Source organism: Niastella vici (assembly GCF_002077945.1).
Classification (GTDB): domain Bacteria; phylum Bacteroidota; class Bacteroidia; order Chitinophagales; family Chitinophagaceae; genus Niastella; species Niastella vici.
This window is the reverse complement of sequence record NZ_LVYD01000079.1, coordinates 15,013-32,477: the sequence shown is the minus strand read 5'-3', so window position 1 is coordinate 32,477 and position 17,465 is coordinate 15,013. Positions and strand designations below refer to the sequence as shown.

The window sequence follows — 17,465 nt, the reverse complement described above, 5'->3', positions numbered from 1 at the left end:
CGTGAATGGTGAATGGTCAATGGTGAATAGCTTGCGATTCTGGAGATTTCCAATTAAATAGAAAGTTCAAGATTGGGGAACTCTATTGACCATTCATCATTGACCATTGACCAACTAACACTCCGGCAGGCTCAACGGTATATGAACAGCTAAACCACCTTCAGCTGTTTCCTTGTATTTATGGCTCATATCGATGGCCGTATCCCACATGGTCCTGATAACGGCATCGAGCGATACCTTGGCAAAATCGGGCGTGCTTTGCAGCGCCAGTTGTGAGGCCGTAATGGCTTTTATAGCCCCCATGGTATTGCGTTCAATACAGGGTATCTGTACCAGTCCGCCAATAGGATCACAGGTGAGCCCGAGGTGATGTTCCATGGCAATTTCAGCCGCCATCATGGTTTGGCGCTGGCTTCCGCCCAGCACTTCGGTGAGGCCGGCCGCGGCCATGGCCGATGACACGCCTATTTCAGCCTGGCAGCCACCCATGGCGGCAGAAATGGTGGCGCCTTTTTTAAAGATGCTGCCGATCTCTGAAGCGGTGAGCATGAACTGCATAATGCGATCGTCTTTATAGCCATCGCAGAACACCACAAAATAATGCAGCACGGCGGGTATTACGCCGGCTGCGCCATTGGTAGGCGCGGTGACCACCCGGCCAAAGGAAGCGTTCTCCTCATTAATGGCCAGGGCAAAGCAGCTTACCCAGTCCAGAATGTATTTAAAATCGTTACCACCGGCCCTGATGGCTACTATCCATGAATCGTAGTCGTTATAGGATCTGCCCTGCAACAGCTTTTTATTGAGCTCAGCAGCCCGCCTTTTTACCTGCAGTCCGCCCGGCAACATGCCCACACTATGGCAGCCGCGGTACATGCATTCTTTCATCACCTGCCATATTTGTAATATGCCTTTACGGGTGGCTTCCTCGTTGCGCCAGCTGTTCTCATTTTCCATCACCACTTCACTGATGCTTAAACCGGTTTTGCGGCACCAGTGCAGCAGGTCATCTGCCGTATTGATGGGAAATGGCAATTGCACCGCAGCCGCAGCAGTTGCCTGTTCATTTTCCTGCTTAACGAATCCGCCCCCTACCGAGTAATAAGTGGCAGCCAGCTGCTCGCCGTTGTGGAGGGTGATCGTAAACGTTAAGGCATTGGGATGGTATGGCAACGATTCGGTGAAGAGGAATTCAATGTCAGTGGCGGGATCAAAATGGATCTCATACTGCCCATGCAACAACAGTTTTTTGGTGTCGCGAATGTGCTGCACCTTTTCATCGAGGAGTTCTACCTCGCAGGTGACCGGATCTTCGCCACTGAGGCCCATGAGTACGGCTACATCGGTACCATGCCCCCGGCCGGTTTTTGCAAGCGACCCATATAAAAGTACCTGTAATGATTGTACCTGATGAAGCTGGTGCTTTTGTTCAAGCGATTGAAGGAATAACTGCGCGGCACGCCAGGGTCCTAAAGTATGGGAACTGGATGGACCTACACCTATTTTAAAAATATCAAAAACCGAAATGGATTCGTGTGGCACGGGCTATACATTTTGACGCAAGTTAGTTGAAAAGTCAATAAGTTAACAGTTGTTAGCCTGTTTATGTTGTGGGGGCAGGTACCGGCTGCCAGTTACCGGTTGCCGGGAATATAAAACCCAGTAGGCAATCTGCAATAATGACCCGGTTACCGGAAACCGGTAACTGGTAACTGGTAACTGGTAACTGGTAACAGTTCTTTGTTTATTGTCTAATAGAAAGTAGTCAGTGAAATATCAAATATCAGGATCGAATTCGCCGGAATGATCACCTTCCCATAATCATCTTTAATTTCTTTGGAACCGTACGCGAGGGTGGGCGGAATATACAATTTCATATGCCCGCCTTTTTTGATGAGGGGAATGCCCTTTCGTAAACCCTCAATGGAAGAGCCGAGGGTAAAGGCCGTACTCTTTTGTTCAAAAACAGTACCACTGATGAGCTTGCCTGTATAGGTGACTTCTATTTGTGAGCAAAGGGTTGGACTGCTGCCATTGCCACCATCCAATACTTCATAATAAAAACCGGTGGGATCTTTAACAGCCGTAGTAATACCAATGGAATCGAGATAACTTTTAACAGCCTGTTGTTCGCCTGATGGTGCCACAATATTTTGATCGCTGTATCCGCAACCTGATTCTTTTTTACAACCGTAAATAAGAACAAAGCACAGAAAACCCCATACAAGATTTCTCATCAGAAATTGATTTGATTAATTTAACCCTGCCTAATGACAATGATATAAAGATGATAGCTGCTTTTTTGGGGTTGCAGCCCCCACGCCTATTCCTGGTCTTCTTTTTTCTCTTTTTCTTTCAATTCAAGATAATGCTGCTCCCGCTGGTCCCACTGATGTCGTTTGTAAAACACCGCCACAAAAACAGCAATACATATTATAGCAATAATTAGTATGATCGGGCTGGTTTGGCTATTTGCTTCCATACTGGCACGCTGGTACCAGAATTTACCGGAAAATAATAAAATTAGCACGGGAATTGCAAATAACAAGCCGATCGGCAGACCCAGCAGCAGTTGCTTGTTTATCTTTTTTTCACGTAAACGGTTCGCCTCCCAGTATTCTAAAAAACGCTTTTCTGATTCCGTAAGCATGCGTAATAAATTAATCCACAAACGAATAAAAACTTCAGCAAAAATAATAACTTCATCACCACCTGTATTGAAGTACAGATAAATAATACTTAACTTACGCCAAAAATCCTTAATCTCTTGAAAATTTCTGTATTAGTAGCACAGTATTTTTACCAGCACAGGGTACTAAACTTACCTGGCATAGGCAGTTTTTACCTTGATGATGTAGTAGATGTACAGAGTATTGGGGATAAAAGCTCCCGTGACCTTATTGAACACATCCATTTTGCCCAGAAGACCATTACCCGCCCCGACGAAGAGCTGATCGATTTTATTCGCAAACATACCGGTAAAATAAGGCCACTGGCAGAATCGGACCTCGAAACATTTGTTGCAGATGGCAAGCTGATGCTCAATATTGGCAAGCCTTTTTTCATTGAAGGCATTGGCACTCTGCAAAAAAATAAGGATGGCATTTATGATTTTGTGCCCGGTCACCCGGTTGTACAACGCCTTGAATCGCCGCAACCGCTTACCCTCATTGAACATGAAGCGCCGCCGGTGAAAAGAAGATCAGTTTTTGATGATGACCCTAATGAAGCGCGCAATGCCTCCTTACGCAAAATGGCCATTGGCATTGGAGCGGTCATCGGTATCGGCATCATTATCTGGGGCGGTTACAGCCTGTTCTCCTCAAAAGTAAAAACAGCTACCAATACCGTAACGGCTACCTCCAATACAGAAGCCGATTCACAACGTACTTCGCAATACGTACATAATCTCAACGATCCGCAAAAAGCGCTGGCCGATGTCATCAGCAAGGACAGCACGCACTTAAATAAAGCGGCCGGCACAGATACAGGCAAAGCCACCACCATTTCCCCGGCACCAGCCACTACTACAGCCTCGCCTGTAATAACCGGACCATCGAAGACATATAAATTCATTCTGCAAAGAACGAAGCTCAGGAGTACGGCGCTTGACATGTATAACAAGTTAAAGCCCCGGGTGAATATGGAAGAAGTTGACAGCACCCATTTCAAAATTGTAATTTTGGTACCCGGCACACCGGCCGATACTACCCGCCTCAAAGACTCGTTGCGTTTCTGGTACTGGGGCCCGCGGTTAGACAGGCAGGTTACCATAGAACAATAATGGGGAATGGTGATCGGTTGCCGGTTTCCAGTCCCCTGTTGCCAGGACCTTAACACCGGAATGCCCGCCAATGATCAGACTCTCATTGATTTTTGCCCTGGTAACTGGTTACCGGAACCTGGTATCCTGTAACTTGAAACCTGTAACAGATCATAAACTACAAATCGCCTTGCCAAAGCAAAAACAGCAAATGAAAACAATATGAGTAAGCGAACTGCAGCATATTGGATCAATCAATTACAACTGGCTACCCATATAGAAGGCGGCGCCTTCCGCGAAATATACCGCTCGCCGGTTCTGGCGCCTTTGACGGCATTGCCTGCCGGTTTTACCGGAAACAGGAACTTTTGCACCAGCATTTATTTTTTACTGCAGCATAACCAGTTTTCTGCTTTTCACCGCATCAAAAGCGATGAGGTTTGGCATTTCTATTATGGCGATGCATTGATCGTATATGAAATAGACCAACAGGGCCGGCTGATCGAACACCGCCTGGGCAGCGATCCTGATAATGGCGAAAGCTTTCAATGTGTAATAGTTGCCGGCAACTGGTTTGCCGCCCGCCTGGCGCCCGGTGGCGACTATTCTCTCGTAGGCTGCACCGTTTCGCCGGGTTTTGATTTTACCGATTTTGAGCTGGCCGGGCGTGATGAGTTGGCACGTTTGTATCCTGAACATGCCGGGGTGATAAAAGACCTAACAATTAGTGAAGTAGAAAACTCGAAGTAAGATGTAGGAAGTTGCCGATTTTCGAGCTTTCTATATTTTTTCGAACTTCTAACCTCATACTTCTTACTTCAGCTTATAACCAGTAACTGGCAATTGGCATCCATCATCTTACTTTTTACTTGCTAACTCATTTAGTTGGCTTTCTAAACACCCCTTTTCCTGTAGTAAAATAAGATTCCAGGCTTGTTTTTATCCAGTGCGTCCAGCCCGGTTCACAATCCTTGTAACATTCAACGTCTGGCGTAAGCCCTTTATGGGTGAAGTGGAGTTCTGTTACCCCGTTATTTTCATTGACATCAAAGATCAGTTTGGTATTGGCCCATTCCTTTTTATCGGTATACCAGGGCATGTAGCAATCGGTAATTAACCAAACCACTTTTTTATTGGGCACCAATTCTGTTACGGTACAATTGAAGAAAGCCTCCTCGCCCATCTTTATTACAAACTGATCATCCTGTTTTTCAGCGTTTCCGGTAAAGGTTACGCCCCACCATTCCGGTACTTTATTGATCTTGCTGATTGCTTCACCGGCGGTGATTGTTGCAGAAAAGCTGCAGTTAAAATCGTTGTTTGCCATGTTGTTTTGCTTTTCAACAAAGGTAGCGCGGCGGTTGAGGCGAGTATAGTACGAATCGGAACTAGCTCGTATAGTGTTTGGTGGCCAACTCATTGAGGCTGTTTTGCAGGTCGGTTGGGTTACTACCGGTAAACCGTTTAAACGCCCTGAGGAAATGGGATTGATCGTAGTAAAAATCGTAGAGTTGTTCTTTCAACACCTGCAGATCGCCACTGGCTGAATACGCCTGATACAATTGTTTGAACCGTACTATTTCGCACAGGTTCTTGGCCCCGGTACCCAAATGTTCAGAAAACTTTTTATGCAGCCATCGTGCACTGTAGCCGGTTTCCTTTTCCAACTGCGCCACGGTGATGATGCCTTTGCATTCATTGATGCGATTGATGCAATAATCGTAGATGGGGTCTGCAGCGGTTCTTTCCAGTTGTTTGAGCAGAAAGTTTTGCAGGGTCTGCAATTTCAGCGCTACCGTACCTGCTTCGGCCAGCTGCGTTTGCAAGGTGGCTGCGGAGTGGCCGATAAGATCGGTCATTCCTATTATTTGATTTTTAACCTCCACATACGGTAAAGAGAATAAACGATAGGCGCCGTGCGGATTGAATTCTACAACGATCGTATTTGTTTGCGCGTCTTCTTTGGGGTCGAGCATAACAGCCGTATCGACAAGGCCGGTAAATGTTATTTCATTTTCCTGCTGGCTGAAGGTTTTGCCATCAACCTGGGCCACCAGCCCGTTGCGGCAGCTAAAGGCCAGTTTGAAATTGGCGTTGGGAACGATCAGCTTTCTATCCAACGCGGGCAGGCGGCCGCTGCTTTCGAACACCCACATTTTCGCTATATATGGTTGTAATAACGGATGTGGTGTAACCGGATTGAATGAGAACGCTGTCATTTGCTTTGCAATGTATTTATGCTCCTTTAAAGATACCAATTATCTCCTATCTCCTATTTCTTACTTCTTACCTCCTACTTCGGCCTCCTTCTATAATACAAATAAACAGGTATACCCAGTGCTGTTATTGATAACCCCAGCAATGAATTAATTACCGGCACCCGGCCATGGAGATAATTGTTCACATCGTTCCAGATGGTGCTCACCACATAAAAGGAGGCAAAGGCAATAAACAGGACCGGCACTAACGGATAGCCCCATACTTTATAGGGGCGCGGCTGAAGGGGCCTTCTTTTTCTCAACAGGATAATGCCAATGGCGCCCAGTAAATACACAGCCCAGGTAACAAAGGTGAACATATCGGCCAGCATATCGAATGAACCGCTTATTATAAATAAAAGGGCCATGCCGCCGTGCAGCCATAAGGCATTACCCGGCGTATGAAAACGCGGATGTTCCCTGGCGGTAAAGGGAATGAACAACCCATCTTTTCCCATGGCGTAGGTTACGCGGGAGCTGGCCATGGTATTACCATTCACGGCGCCAAAGGTGCAAATAACGATGAGGGCCGCCACAATGGCGCCGCTGGTTTTACCCAAAGCAATGGCTATGGCATCGGAAGCCACCAGGGGCGATGCCGCCATTTTATCAATAGGCAACACGTATAAATAGGCCTGGTTCACCAACAGGTAGATCACAATACAGACAGCTACGCCCGTGACCAGACTGCGAAAGATATTCTTTTGCGGATTGCGTATTTCGCCACCCAGAAAGGTGATATTGATCCAGCCATCGTACGACATAAAAGCACCGGTTAATGCAGCTACCAGTCCGCCCAGTAAATTGCCGCCCTGTGGCGGATGAGCTGAAGGTTGTACAAAATTGGCCGTTGTGCCGTTACCCGAATAAAAGATACCGGCCACCAGTAAGGTAACAACAACAATTTTTACCAGGGTAGAAACCAGTTGCAACGCGCTGCCGGCCCGTACGCTGAGATAATTGATGAAGGTAAGCCCCAGCACCAATGCAATGGCCAGCACTTTAACGCCCATATTATCTAACGGGTACAGGTTCCCCAGGAAAGGAAGATGCCACACCACAGATTGCTCCGCTGCATGTGCCAGCCGTGGCATATGCAGGAAGAAATCGGCGTATTGCGCACAAACAAATGCAATGGCGGCCACCGAAGCGGTATTGATGACGGTGAAGCCGGCCCAGCCATACAGGAAGGCAACAAAGTCACCGTACATGTGGCGTAGATAAACGTACAGTCCGCCCGTTTGTGGAAACATGCAGCCCAACTCGGCATAAATGAGGGCCCCGAATAAAGAAAAGATGCCGGCAACGATCCACACTACGGTAAGCCAGATGGGCGAGCCAGTTTGTGCCGCCATCACCGCCGGTTTCATAAAAATGCCGGAGCCAATGATGCTGCCGATCACGACGGATGTGGCCGCTTTGAAGCCGATTGTTTTTTTATCAGGGATTGTTGGGCGCATATGCTGAGTGGTCAAAGGTCAGATGAATGCTGCTGTTACCGGTTACCAGGTCCCAGTTACCAGGTAAAAAATTCGGAGAGCCTGAATACATTCAGCGTGCTCGATATTCAGGCCCCGGGAACCGGAAACAGGTAACTGGCAACTGTGAACTATAAACTAAAAGCTTCCGAAATTATCCTATGAAAATGATGCGTACCCTGTTCGCGCGTTACCGAATAGCGGCCATGCCGGTAGAACCGGGAGCGGATGCCCAATTGTACGGCTTCCACCACTTCTTCATCTTCCAGCTCTACCTGGTTCAGGTTAGAACCGGCGCCCACATTAAACAATGCTTCCTTCCACACATACGTCAAAAACGACACTTTACATTGCTGCAGTGAAACCGGTTGCACGATATTGATGCTTAACCCCCAGGGATAAAAATTGAACATCATATTGGGGAAAACGAAAAAATAATAGGCCGCCACCTGTTTACCATAGTCTGGTGAGCTAACCGGCAGTTGAAATACTTCTTCCCCTTCTTTGGCAATACCCAGTTGCAGATTGCTGTAGGGGAACAGTTCGGTAACATAGTTGCCAAAGTCGAGCACGGCATTCAGCCCCGCATGCACAAAGGGAATATGAAACCCTTCGAGGTAATTCTCACAATACAGGGCCCAATGGGCCTTCACCATATAATCTTTCGACAGTTCGGGTTTAAAAACAAATTCTTCCAATGGCAGCCAGTTTACCCGCGCCATCATGTGGTGCAGGTATTGCTGTGGCAGGGAGTTTTGCTGCAGGGATACAAATAACAGCGGGCCCCAGGTAAAAAGCGGCAATTGCGTGAGGTTATCGGCCGGGGAAGGAAAATCCTTTACTTCCTTAAATTCGGGCATCGACATAAAATGACCATCGAGCCTGAATTGCCGGCCATGGTAGCGGCATCGCAGATTAGTCGTTTTACAAGGCTCCTTTACAACGAGGTTACCTCTATGCGTACATACATTACTGATACAATGAAGGGAATTGGTTTGGTCGCGGGTGAGCAGCAGCGGCTCATGGAGGTAATTCTCCAGTAAAGTTAACGGGTAACAGTGGCCCGGGTCGGGCGCCAGGCCGGCATCACCTATAAACTGCCAGCTGCCGGCAAACAGTTTTTCCTTAGCCTGTTCAAATACCGAAGGATCGGTATAAAAATCAGTATGCAGTGTTTTGGCCCGGGAAATATCAGGATCTACATAAAAACGCGCCATGCAGCAAAGTTGATAAGGTGAAGAATGCCCGCCGTCGCTAAAGCTATGGCGGGTAAACTGACAATAAGTTAGTAATTTAATTGCGCATAACCGCCAACCAATCAAATTATGAAACAACTAATGCTTCTCCCCGCCTTGCTGTTGCTGGTGGCCGGCCTGATGGCCCAAAAGAACCAATCGCTTTTCAATGGCAAAGACCTTACCGGCTGGACGATCCACGGCACCGAAAAATGGTATGCCGACAAGGGCGAACTGGTTTGTGAAAGCGGTCCCGATAAGCAATACGGCTACCTGAGCACGAATGAAAAATATAAGAACTTCGAGCTCACGCTGCAGTTCAAACAGGAAGCGAATGGGAACAGCGGGGTATTTTTCCGTTCCGGTATTGAAGGGGTAAAGATCAGCGGCTGGCAGGTAGAAGTGGCCCCATTGAATAAGCATACGGCCGGTATTTATGAGTCGTATGGCCGCGGCTGGCTCATTCAACCAAAGCCCGAAGATGAGCAATTGCTGAAAGAGGGCCAGTGGAACACGTTAAAAATAAAGGTTATCAATGATGAGGTAACTACCTGGCTGAATGGGCACCAGATGGTTTACCTGAAAGATGAAAAAATTGGCCAGGGCGAAGGGTTTATAGCGCTGCAGATCCATGAAGGCGGGGGTATTAAAGTAAGATGGAAGAAGATCAGGATTAAAGTATTGGGGTGATATTAAACTTTCGGGTTATTTTACCGTCTACCAAGTTATCAACATTCATACAACGCTCCCGGGCAAATGCCCGTCATAATATAACTACCCGCTCCCTTTTTAACCCGTTTTTATGCAGGGTAATTCTTTGGGCTTAATTTTCAAGGAGTTACTTTTCCTTTTTAACCCGTTTTGTATCCGTAATGGGTAATCTTTGAGACCCACAGGCTCAAGGCATTACTACACATAAGGATGGGTCTTTACGGCCCAGCCTTTTTTTATTATTGGGGGAACCGGAAGCCGGTTGCCCGGCTTTTCCTTTCCCCCTGGATTACTTCACCACCAACGTTTGGATCGAATGCGGTTCACTGGTTACCTTAACAGCCTTATCTTTTATCCAAAGTAAATAACCGGCTTTGTTGTCTGTTTTGTTCATTACAACCACGGCGATCGTTCCGTCGGAATTTTGGAAAGCCGTAGTAAGCAATTTATCGTTGCTGACCGAACAGGCAATGCGTTTGGCGCCCGGGCGAATGAATTTGGAAAAATGACCGATGTAATAATAGATGTTGGTATAAGTTAAAGCGCCTGTAATGGTATTGCCATGTATGGGAGCGAAACACTGATTGCCCGCATGGTTGGGCCCGCCCTTTTCATCTAACAGTACATTCCAGTCGGTCCAGCCTGCGGTGCCGGCATTAAAATCATTGATCATCGCCTGGCCGTACCGCTCGCCCAACGCCCAGTCGTATACTTTACCGGTGTCATAATGTTCTATACAACCTTCTGTGAACAGCAGATTTTTACCGGGAAAGGCCTGGTATGCGAGGCGTACCTTGTCGTACCGCGGGCCGCCCGTGCTAAAGCTCTCATACCAGTGAAATCCCATTCCCCAAACATATTTTGCCGCTTCGGGGTCCTGTAAAATGGCACTGGCCCGCTGGTAAACGAAGTCGCGGTTAAAATCCCAGATGATCACCTTTTTATTACTCATTCCATTTTTTTGCAGGGTTGGGCCCAGGTAGTATTTTACAAAGTCCCTTTCCTCTTCGTCGGTGAACTGGCACGACTCCCAGGGTGAGGCGGCCGTTGCTTCATTTTGAACCGTTAATCCCCATACAGGCACGCCTTCCTTTTGGTAAGCGTTTATAAACCTTACAAAGAAGTTGGCCCAGCTTTGCCGGTACGCAGGCAACAATTTGCCGCCCTTTTGTACATCCCTGGTATCCTTCATAAAAGCCGGCGGGCTCCAGGGTGAAGCATACAACGTTAGTTTACCGCCTGTGGCCGCCATCGCTTCTTTTATAAAAGGAATGCGATACTTTTTATCGTGGCCAATTTCAAATGTTTTCAATTCCTTATCTCCTTCTTTCACATAACTGTAGCTCTCACTCGAAAAGTCGCAGCTCTGAATTGATGTGCGGGCAAGCGTATAACCAATTCCTTTGTCTTTATCGAAATAAGCAGTGAGGAATTCCTTTTGTTTGTCTTTCGGCAATTTGTAAAAGGTTTCAGCAGCCGCATCAGTTAAGGCGCCGCCAATGCCTAATAACGTCTGGTAAGTATAGCCGGGATCAACAAAAACCGACAGGTCTTCATCGGGTTGAGGTTTTACAGAAAGTGGCAATGTTCCTGTTTTTGCCAGGTGGTGTTCAGTATGCTGTGCAGTAGTATACACATCCACAACTTTTCCTTTACTGGCCAGGGTCGCTATTCCTGCCTTTTTGTTTTGTGCAGGCAACGGATTAATACCCGCAGTAGCTAAAGTCATCAATGCCAGATATAATTTAAAATGCTTGTTCATGATCATTCTTTAATTCTTATTCAAAATCAAATCCCGAAACTGTAATTCCCGTGGTCCCCAAATCATTACCTCCGCCTCTTACCGTGATGTAGTATGTACCGCCGGTTGGCAGGGTAATGGAGCCGCCATTGCCATTACAGCTTATGGCAGCAAGCTGCGCATTAAAAGGCGACACGCCACAACCATTCCACGTATTTAAACCAAGCAACATTACCGCGGCAGGGTCCCAGCCGGTTGTTACATCCTGGCCGTCCTGCGGTTTCTTTTGTGATAACCATACTTCAAACCACACGTTGCTGCAACCAGACCCCTGTACATGCATATCGATCTTATATTGCCGGTGGCCGTACAGGCGTACGGGTTGGTAAACTCCTGCCTGGTTCCAATTGCCGTTACCACCTTTGTAAAGAATAGTACCGGCCGTTGTATTCACAGTAGCAGTTACATCATTGCTCCATGAAAGATTTACGGGAACCCATTTGGTAATGTCGGAGATCAGGTTCACCCGGGGAGCAAACAATGCCAGTATATCATCAGCATTAAAATACACAACGAGTTTATTTCTACTGGCCTCAATTGGAAATTTGGAGCTGGTGATCGTTAATCCCACTGCCACTACTGAGCCTGCATACTGCGATAATTTGGCAATGCTTATTTTAGGCATTGCATTGCCCTGAAGCACGCCTTTATTATCGCTCATTGATATACTGTTATTAAAAGTGTAATCAGCTGAGCTCAATGCCACGGTATTGGAAGGTAATTTGCCGGCGCTTATAAGCGAAGGAATGGCACTGTTGTCAATTGTTATGGTAACGGCGGTTGTAGCCAGGTCGGCAATACCGTTCCGAAGCACGGGTATGGAATAATTGACCGTATTCGCAACGGTGTCGATCGTATAGCTATTGTCATCTAATAGCAATACGCTGTTGTTACCATTGGTAGCGCCCGGGAAATACACCTTACCTACGAGTGAATCAACAGGGAAATAAATTACCACTTTGTTCGCGGCGGTGTTCACTTCAAATTTACCGGCCTGTTTCACCACTAAACCCAGCGCTGCATATTTACCACTGTATTTGCTCATACTGGCCACCTTGATACTGGGCGTGACCGTCCCTTTCATTATGCCGTTCGTATAAGCAATGGTGTCTGTAGCTGCCAGTTCATAATCTGATGGATCAAGCGATACGGTGTTTGCAGGTAGCTTACCCGATTGTATAAAGGCCTGGATGCTGCTGGTATCTGCCGCCACATTCACGGCGAAAGCAGCCAGGTCGGAAAAGCCACCGCGGTACACCGTTACCGGGAAATTGATGGAATTTTTTACCGTATCGATGTTGTAATTACCCAATGCAGCAATAATTCCATCCTCATCGGGGAAGTATACCTTACCTGTTTCTTTTGTTCCGCTGCCACCAAAATCTTCGGGCCTGCAACCTGCAAGGCCACACACATATAAGGCAACCTGCATAACAAGTAAGGAACGCACTATTTTATTTTTCATATAGCATTTTTATTATTCAATAATGATTGTTTGAATACTATGCGCATTTGACATATGTCCCGCCCAAAAACCATTTGACCAGACATGATAATACAGGTTGTCATCGCTCCGGTTTAATACAACATGCACTTTTTTTCATAACAGCGTTTAGAACGTTATACATTTACCATCCTGAATTTTGCGTCCAGCCGGTTTTGGTAATTTCATCCTGTGGCACCGGATACCAATTCATTTTGTTGTCAAAAACCCTGTTCTCCAATTTTGTAACGGTATAGCTGTAAGCAGCGCCATTTTTACTGATCACTATCCGGTTTACGGGTTTATTAAAATAAGTGGTGCCCGCTTTCCACCTGCGCACATCCCATAAACGCTGGTCTTCAAAACCCAACTCCACATTGCGTTCATGTTCTATGCTTTGCTGGTTAAGCTGGACGGCAGTCAATGCAGGCATTTGTACCCGCTGTCTTACAAAATTGATCGCCTGCAATGCCGTAAGCCCATAGTTTTTCGGATCTGCCATTGCGCCGTACGCATTGTACATAGCTTCTGCATAATCCAGTAAAACTTCTGCATACCGGAAATAGATCCAGGTATGTGCGGTGCTTGTGCCGGCCACCAGGTCAACCGACTGGTTCACCCATTTTGAAAGATAATAACCGGTCTTTGTTGCGTTCTGTAATGGCAGGCCACTGTTACCACCGGTAAATGTTTCAATGGTTTTAGAAGAAAATACAGCCCCGTTATATACTACGGTTGCCGCCATACGCGGGTCCCGGTTGGCATAGGGGTTCGCCGCATCAGCGGCATTTGACCAGTCAAAAGACCTTGAACCGGTTATATTGCCGTTGTTATCTTTCTGAAGCACTTCAAACTGGTCTACAAAATTTTGCGTGGGTGTAATGCTGTTGCCATCGCTATTCTGAAACACGATGGGGAAATTGTCTTTTTCAACATTATTGGTATTGCCGTAGCGCCGGTAAAAGATCAGTTCATTGGAACCGGCATTATTAGCGCCAAACAGGTTGCTGTAATTTGCATCGAGTGAATACGCATTCGAGGCAATAACATCATGTAATGCGCTCGCAGCATCGGCCCAGGTAGCCGTAGTGCCGGCATTTTTAAACAACGGGCTTGCCCCATACAACAATGCCTTTGCTTTCAGGGTCCTGATGGCGCCATAGGTTACCCGCCCCTGGCTGTACCATGAATAGGATGCCAGGTTTGAAGGGATAATAGTAGCAGCTGAATCACATAAAGCAACTATGTATTTGATGCATTCGTCAACCGTATTGCGGGGAATGTTTTTCCAGGTAGCCGCATCATCATAGTTCAGGGGCTGGTACATAATTGGTACTCCCGCATAACGCTTTACCAGATCGAAATAAAAGAATGCTTTTAAGAACAGTGCTTCGCCCTGCATGAACTTTACATTGTTGCGTGCATTGTACCAGGCAGAGGAGTCGGAAGTGGTTACCTGGCCTTTAATGTATTCTATATTTACCCTGTCTTTATTGGCCAGATAAAGATTGGCCTGCCTGATGCCGTTAAAGTCGCGCGTCCATGAAGCATCCGGGTTATTGTATTGATTCCAGATCCCATTGTTAAACGTATGCGATGCCCAGGTAATATTCGTTGCAGATGCATTCTCTGTTACCGCTTCATAATCAAGGAGCGAAAAACCATCGGGCAAATAACTGTAAATATTCCATACTGCCTGCTGCACGTAGGTGTAATTGGTGTACAGATCTTCAGGGCTTACATATGTTTTCACGTCATTCACATTCAGATAATCCTTCCTGCACGACACATGTGTAATGAGGATACCGAATAATGAGATGATGACAGCAATTTTTTTCATAACACTATATGATTGTATGGTGTGTCTTAAAATTTTATATTGAACCCGAAATCCACCACTTTGGTCAGCGGATAGCCCATCGAAAGATTCTCCGGCTCCAGGCCATCGACTTTGTTAAAGACAAATAAATTTGTTCCGTTAACAAATACCCTTACCGAACCTATTTTCTGCAATACGCCTTTATTCGAAAACGTATATCCCAGTTGCAGGCTCCGGAGCTTGATAAAATCTCCTTTACGCAGCCAGAAGTTGGAAGCCTGGTCATTATTAGGATTGCTGAGGGTAGAAAGCCTTGGTGTAGTTGAGGTGGCGGAAGTAGCAGGCGTCCAGCTATTGCCGGAGAATGCGGTGATATTATTATTGTTTACAAACGGATGCGTATAGTTGTATGCCACGGAAAGCAGGTTCACCGTTCGGTGCAGCACCCCTTGTGCAAATGCGCTGCAATCAAATCCTTTCCAGGCAAACCCTATATTTAACCCAAGGGTGATCTCCGGCACGTTGCTGTACCCGAACGGCTGCATATCATATGCATTGATGATCCCATTGCCATCCAGGTCTTTATATTTCAGGTCACCGGGTTTTACATTGGTAAATGAGGAGGCGGCCACACCTGCTTTTAAATTGCCACTGGCATCAAAATCTGATTGCTGATAAAAGCCGTCAAAGGCGAGGCCTTTTTCCTGGTTAATGGCAAAACCTTTTTGATAAAGCCGGGCAAATGGTTGCGCCGTTTCTGACTTATCGATTATTTTATTTCTTGCGAATGCCGCAGAACCGGAAATATGATAAGTAAAGTCGCCTGCTTTGTTGTCATAATTAATGATTGCTTCGAAGCCCTTGTTGTGCACCACCCCACTGTTTACCCAGGGTAAATTAAATCCGGTAAAGGCAGGTACGCTGGCTGAAGGAATTTCATAAATGCCCGTACGCTTTTCGCTGAATACATCTACTGTCGCTGACAATGTTTTCAACAAACGGATATCAAAACCGGCATTGAAACTCGTTTTTAATTCCCAGGTGGCATTGGGGTTTGCCAGTTGTGCGATCGCCAGGCCACTTTGAGCCGTGTTACCGCTTCCGGTAATCCATCCGCTGGCGCTGCCTGCCTGCGCTTCATACAGGAAACGATAACTTTCATTGATATTTGCTGCAGCTCCATAAGATGCCCTGAATTTTAAATAGTCTACTACTTTGTTCCCTTTCAATATGCCTTCATTCGACGCTACCCAGCCTATACCTGCTGCAGGAAACAAACCATACCTTTTCCCCGGGGCAAAATCAGCCGATCCCATATAGGCCCCACTAACATCAACAATGTATTTTTGCGCATAATCATACGTTACACCGGCCGATAATCCCTGTACGCGTACGGCATAACTTTGCCCGTCGTGCAAATAGCTTTCTCTTCTTCCCAGCAAGGTCCCTGAAAACGTATGCTTTCCAAAGGAACGGTTATAATCAAACCCAAACTGCAGGGTGTTGCGGTTCCAGTGCGTTGTTCCGCCATCACCGGTTGAGCGTGGCACATCATTGCCAATGGTTTTGTAAACAATATTGCTGTCGGCATCCCTTACCGGCATATCCTGCGCATTTTTCACCATTTCATAGGTCCTTACTGCATAAGATGTTTGATAGTACCCGCCGTATTGATTATTGAACGACACCCCTGCGGTAAGCGCCAACCCGGGTGTTATCATCCCGAGTTTTTGTTTTGCCGTAACACCGGTTTGTATTGTTCTTGTGTGGGCCTTGTAAATACCACTTTGCTGCAGCAGCTCAACCGGGTTAAAATTATATACCGAGCTGTTGCCCCAGGTGCCATTGGGATTCTTTACCGCAAAAGTCGCAGCAGGAATGGTCATGAGGTTATTGAACAACTGGCTGGCTGAGAACCCGGAAGGGGTATTACGGTCTTCAATAATGCCTGATACGGCTGCCGACACTAAGAGGTTTTTAGATAAGTCGATATCGGCATTTGCCCGAAGGTTGATCTTATTGTAAGTAGCATTTGTGCCAAAGTCCTTACTGATTGTTTTGGCATTTTTATACAAACCATTGTTGTTCATATAATCAACCATTACAAAATAGCGCGCAGTTTCATTACCGCCCCTGAACAACAGATTATAGTCCTGAATATGCGATGTACTGTTCAATAGTTCATTGTACCAGTTCACATTCGGATGTATGGGATCGTTGGTTGCCCTGTACAGTTCAGGATTGGGATATTTGGGAGAAAACCCGTCATTGACCAGGGCCTGGTTATACAAAGTGGTATAATCATACCCATTCATTACCCGGGGCAATTGCACCACGCTCGAAATGCCATATCGTGCATTGAGCACCAATTCATTTTTAGCTGTTCGCCCTTTCCTTGTGCGGATACTCAAAACGCCTGCACCGCCCTGCAAGCCAAACATAGCCGTAGCAGCCGCATCTTTCAACAAAGTCACCGATTCTATTTCGTAAGGCGACAGGGCGCTCAGGGCGCTTATTTCAACATGAAAACCATCGAGTAAGATCACCAATTGGTTGCCACCGATATTCCAGCTCGTTTGCCCCCGTACATAGAGGGCAGGCAGGTCGTACCCCGGCTCTCCTGATCCCGTAACAACTGTAAGGCCGGGTATACGCCCCTGCAGCGTATTCAATAAGTTGCCGGTAAACATTTTGTTGAGCGCTTTACCGGACAGCGTATACACAGCTCCGGTGCTTCGCCATGGCAACTCCTTCTTAAAACCAAAATCGATCATCGTATCAACAGCTACCGCATCATTGGCCGATGAGCGTGGCGGATTTATGATAATTGTTGACTGCGCCATTGAAACGATGCAACAGCACAGCATGGCCCACAAAACCACTATTATCTTATAATGCTTTTTCATTTTATTTATTT

The 17,465-nt window shown here is 46.6% G+C and carries 14 protein-coding genes; 3 read left to right on the top strand and 11 right to left on the bottom strand.

The features are described 5' to 3' along the window. Nucleotides 1-114 precede the first annotated feature (114 nt). The 3 genes from A3860_RS32695 to A3860_RS32685 all read right to left on the bottom strand — a co-directional run bounded on the left by A3860_RS32695 (nucleotide 115) and on the right by A3860_RS32685 (nucleotide 2,671). The gene (locus A3860_RS32695; RefSeq protein WP_081154733.1) at nucleotides 115-1,542 is read right to left on the bottom strand and encodes an L-serine ammonia-lyase; all 1,428 of its coding nucleotides are present in this window, start codon (nucleotides 1,540-1,542) and stop codon (nucleotides 115-117) included. Between the two features lie 209 nt (nucleotides 1,543-1,751). Further along, entirely contained in the window at nucleotides 1,752-2,237 is a 486-nt protein-coding gene (locus tag A3860_RS32690) for an FKBP-type peptidyl-prolyl cis-trans isomerase (RefSeq protein WP_081154732.1), read from the bottom strand. An 86-nt stretch (nucleotides 2,238-2,323) separates the two neighbouring features. Next, nucleotides 2,324-2,671: a hypothetical protein gene (locus tag A3860_RS32685; protein WP_245843681.1), complete on the bottom strand. Its 348-nt coding sequence runs from the start codon at nucleotides 2,669-2,671 to the stop codon at nucleotides 2,324-2,326. A gap of 96 nt (nucleotides 2,672-2,767) precedes the next feature. Here A3860_RS32685 and A3860_RS32680 point away from each other — a divergent pair, with 96 nt between their 5' ends. Together A3860_RS32680 and A3860_RS32675 are read left to right on the top strand one after the other, a co-directional pair. Next, entirely contained in the window at nucleotides 2,768-3,784 is a 1,017-nt protein-coding gene (locus tag A3860_RS32680; RefSeq protein WP_081154730.1) for a hypothetical protein, read from the top strand. 201 nt (nucleotides 3,785-3,985) lie between these two features. Beyond that, the gene (locus A3860_RS32675; protein WP_081154729.1) at nucleotides 3,986-4,513 is read left to right on the top strand and encodes a cupin domain-containing protein; all 528 of its coding nucleotides are present in this window, start codon (nucleotides 3,986-3,988) and stop codon (nucleotides 4,511-4,513) included. A 127-nt stretch (nucleotides 4,514-4,640) separates the two neighbouring features. On the opposite strand, the gene A3860_RS32670 is transcribed toward A3860_RS32675, so the two are convergent. The 4 genes from A3860_RS32670 to A3860_RS32655 form a co-directional block, all read right to left on the bottom strand. After that, on the bottom strand, nucleotides 4,641-5,090 hold the full coding sequence (locus A3860_RS32670; RefSeq protein WP_081154728.1) for an SRPBCC family protein: 450 nt from the start codon (nucleotides 5,088-5,090) through the stop codon (nucleotides 4,641-4,643). A 61-nt stretch (nucleotides 5,091-5,151) separates the two neighbouring features. After that, on the bottom strand, nucleotides 5,152-5,982 hold the full coding sequence (locus A3860_RS32665) for a helix-turn-helix domain-containing protein (RefSeq protein ID WP_081154727.1): 831 nt from the start codon (nucleotides 5,980-5,982) through the stop codon (nucleotides 5,152-5,154). Between the two features lie 74 nt (nucleotides 5,983-6,056). Beyond that, entirely contained in the window at nucleotides 6,057-7,481 is a 1,425-nt protein-coding gene (locus A3860_RS32660; RefSeq protein WP_081154726.1) for an APC family permease, read from the bottom strand. 149 nt (nucleotides 7,482-7,630) lie between these two features. After that, a complete protein-coding gene (locus A3860_RS32655) occupies nucleotides 7,631-8,716 on the bottom strand; it encodes an aromatic ring-hydroxylating oxygenase subunit alpha (protein ID WP_081154725.1) in 1,086 nt (361 codons plus the stop codon). A gap of 108 nt (nucleotides 8,717-8,824) precedes the next feature. Here A3860_RS32655 and A3860_RS32650 point away from each other — a divergent pair, with 108 nt between their 5' ends. Then, nucleotides 8,825-9,424, top strand: coding sequence for a 3-keto-disaccharide hydrolase (locus tag A3860_RS32650; RefSeq protein ID WP_081154724.1), 600 nt, complete (start codon nucleotides 8,825-8,827; stop codon nucleotides 9,422-9,424). Between the two features lie 310 nt (nucleotides 9,425-9,734). Here the strand turns inward: A3860_RS32650 and A3860_RS32645 are convergent, their stop codons facing one another. The 4 genes from A3860_RS32645 to A3860_RS32630 all read right to left on the bottom strand — a co-directional run bounded on the left by A3860_RS32645 (nucleotide 9,735) and on the right by A3860_RS32630 (nucleotide 17,454). Beyond that, nucleotides 9,735-11,207 carry a glycoside hydrolase family 30 protein gene (locus A3860_RS32645; RefSeq protein ID WP_081154755.1) on the bottom strand — a complete coding sequence of 491 codons (1,473 nt, stop codon included), beginning with the start codon at nucleotides 11,205-11,207 and terminating at the stop codon, nucleotides 9,735-9,737. A 16-nt stretch (nucleotides 11,208-11,223) separates the two neighbouring features. Continuing rightward, nucleotides 11,224-12,711 (bottom strand): hypothetical protein, encoded by a 1,488-nt coding sequence (locus tag A3860_RS32640; protein WP_081154723.1) that lies wholly within the window; start codon nucleotides 12,709-12,711, stop codon nucleotides 11,224-11,226. A 163-nt stretch (nucleotides 12,712-12,874) separates the two neighbouring features. After that, nucleotides 12,875-14,569: a RagB/SusD family nutrient uptake outer membrane protein gene (locus tag A3860_RS32635; RefSeq protein ID WP_081154722.1), complete on the bottom strand. Its 1,695-nt coding sequence runs from the start codon at nucleotides 14,567-14,569 to the stop codon at nucleotides 12,875-12,877. 26 nt (nucleotides 14,570-14,595) lie between these two features. Continuing rightward, the gene (locus tag A3860_RS32630; protein WP_081154721.1) at nucleotides 14,596-17,454 is read right to left on the bottom strand and encodes a SusC/RagA family TonB-linked outer membrane protein; all 2,859 of its coding nucleotides are present in this window, start codon (nucleotides 17,452-17,454) and stop codon (nucleotides 14,596-14,598) included. Nucleotides 17,455-17,465 lie beyond the last annotated feature (11 nt).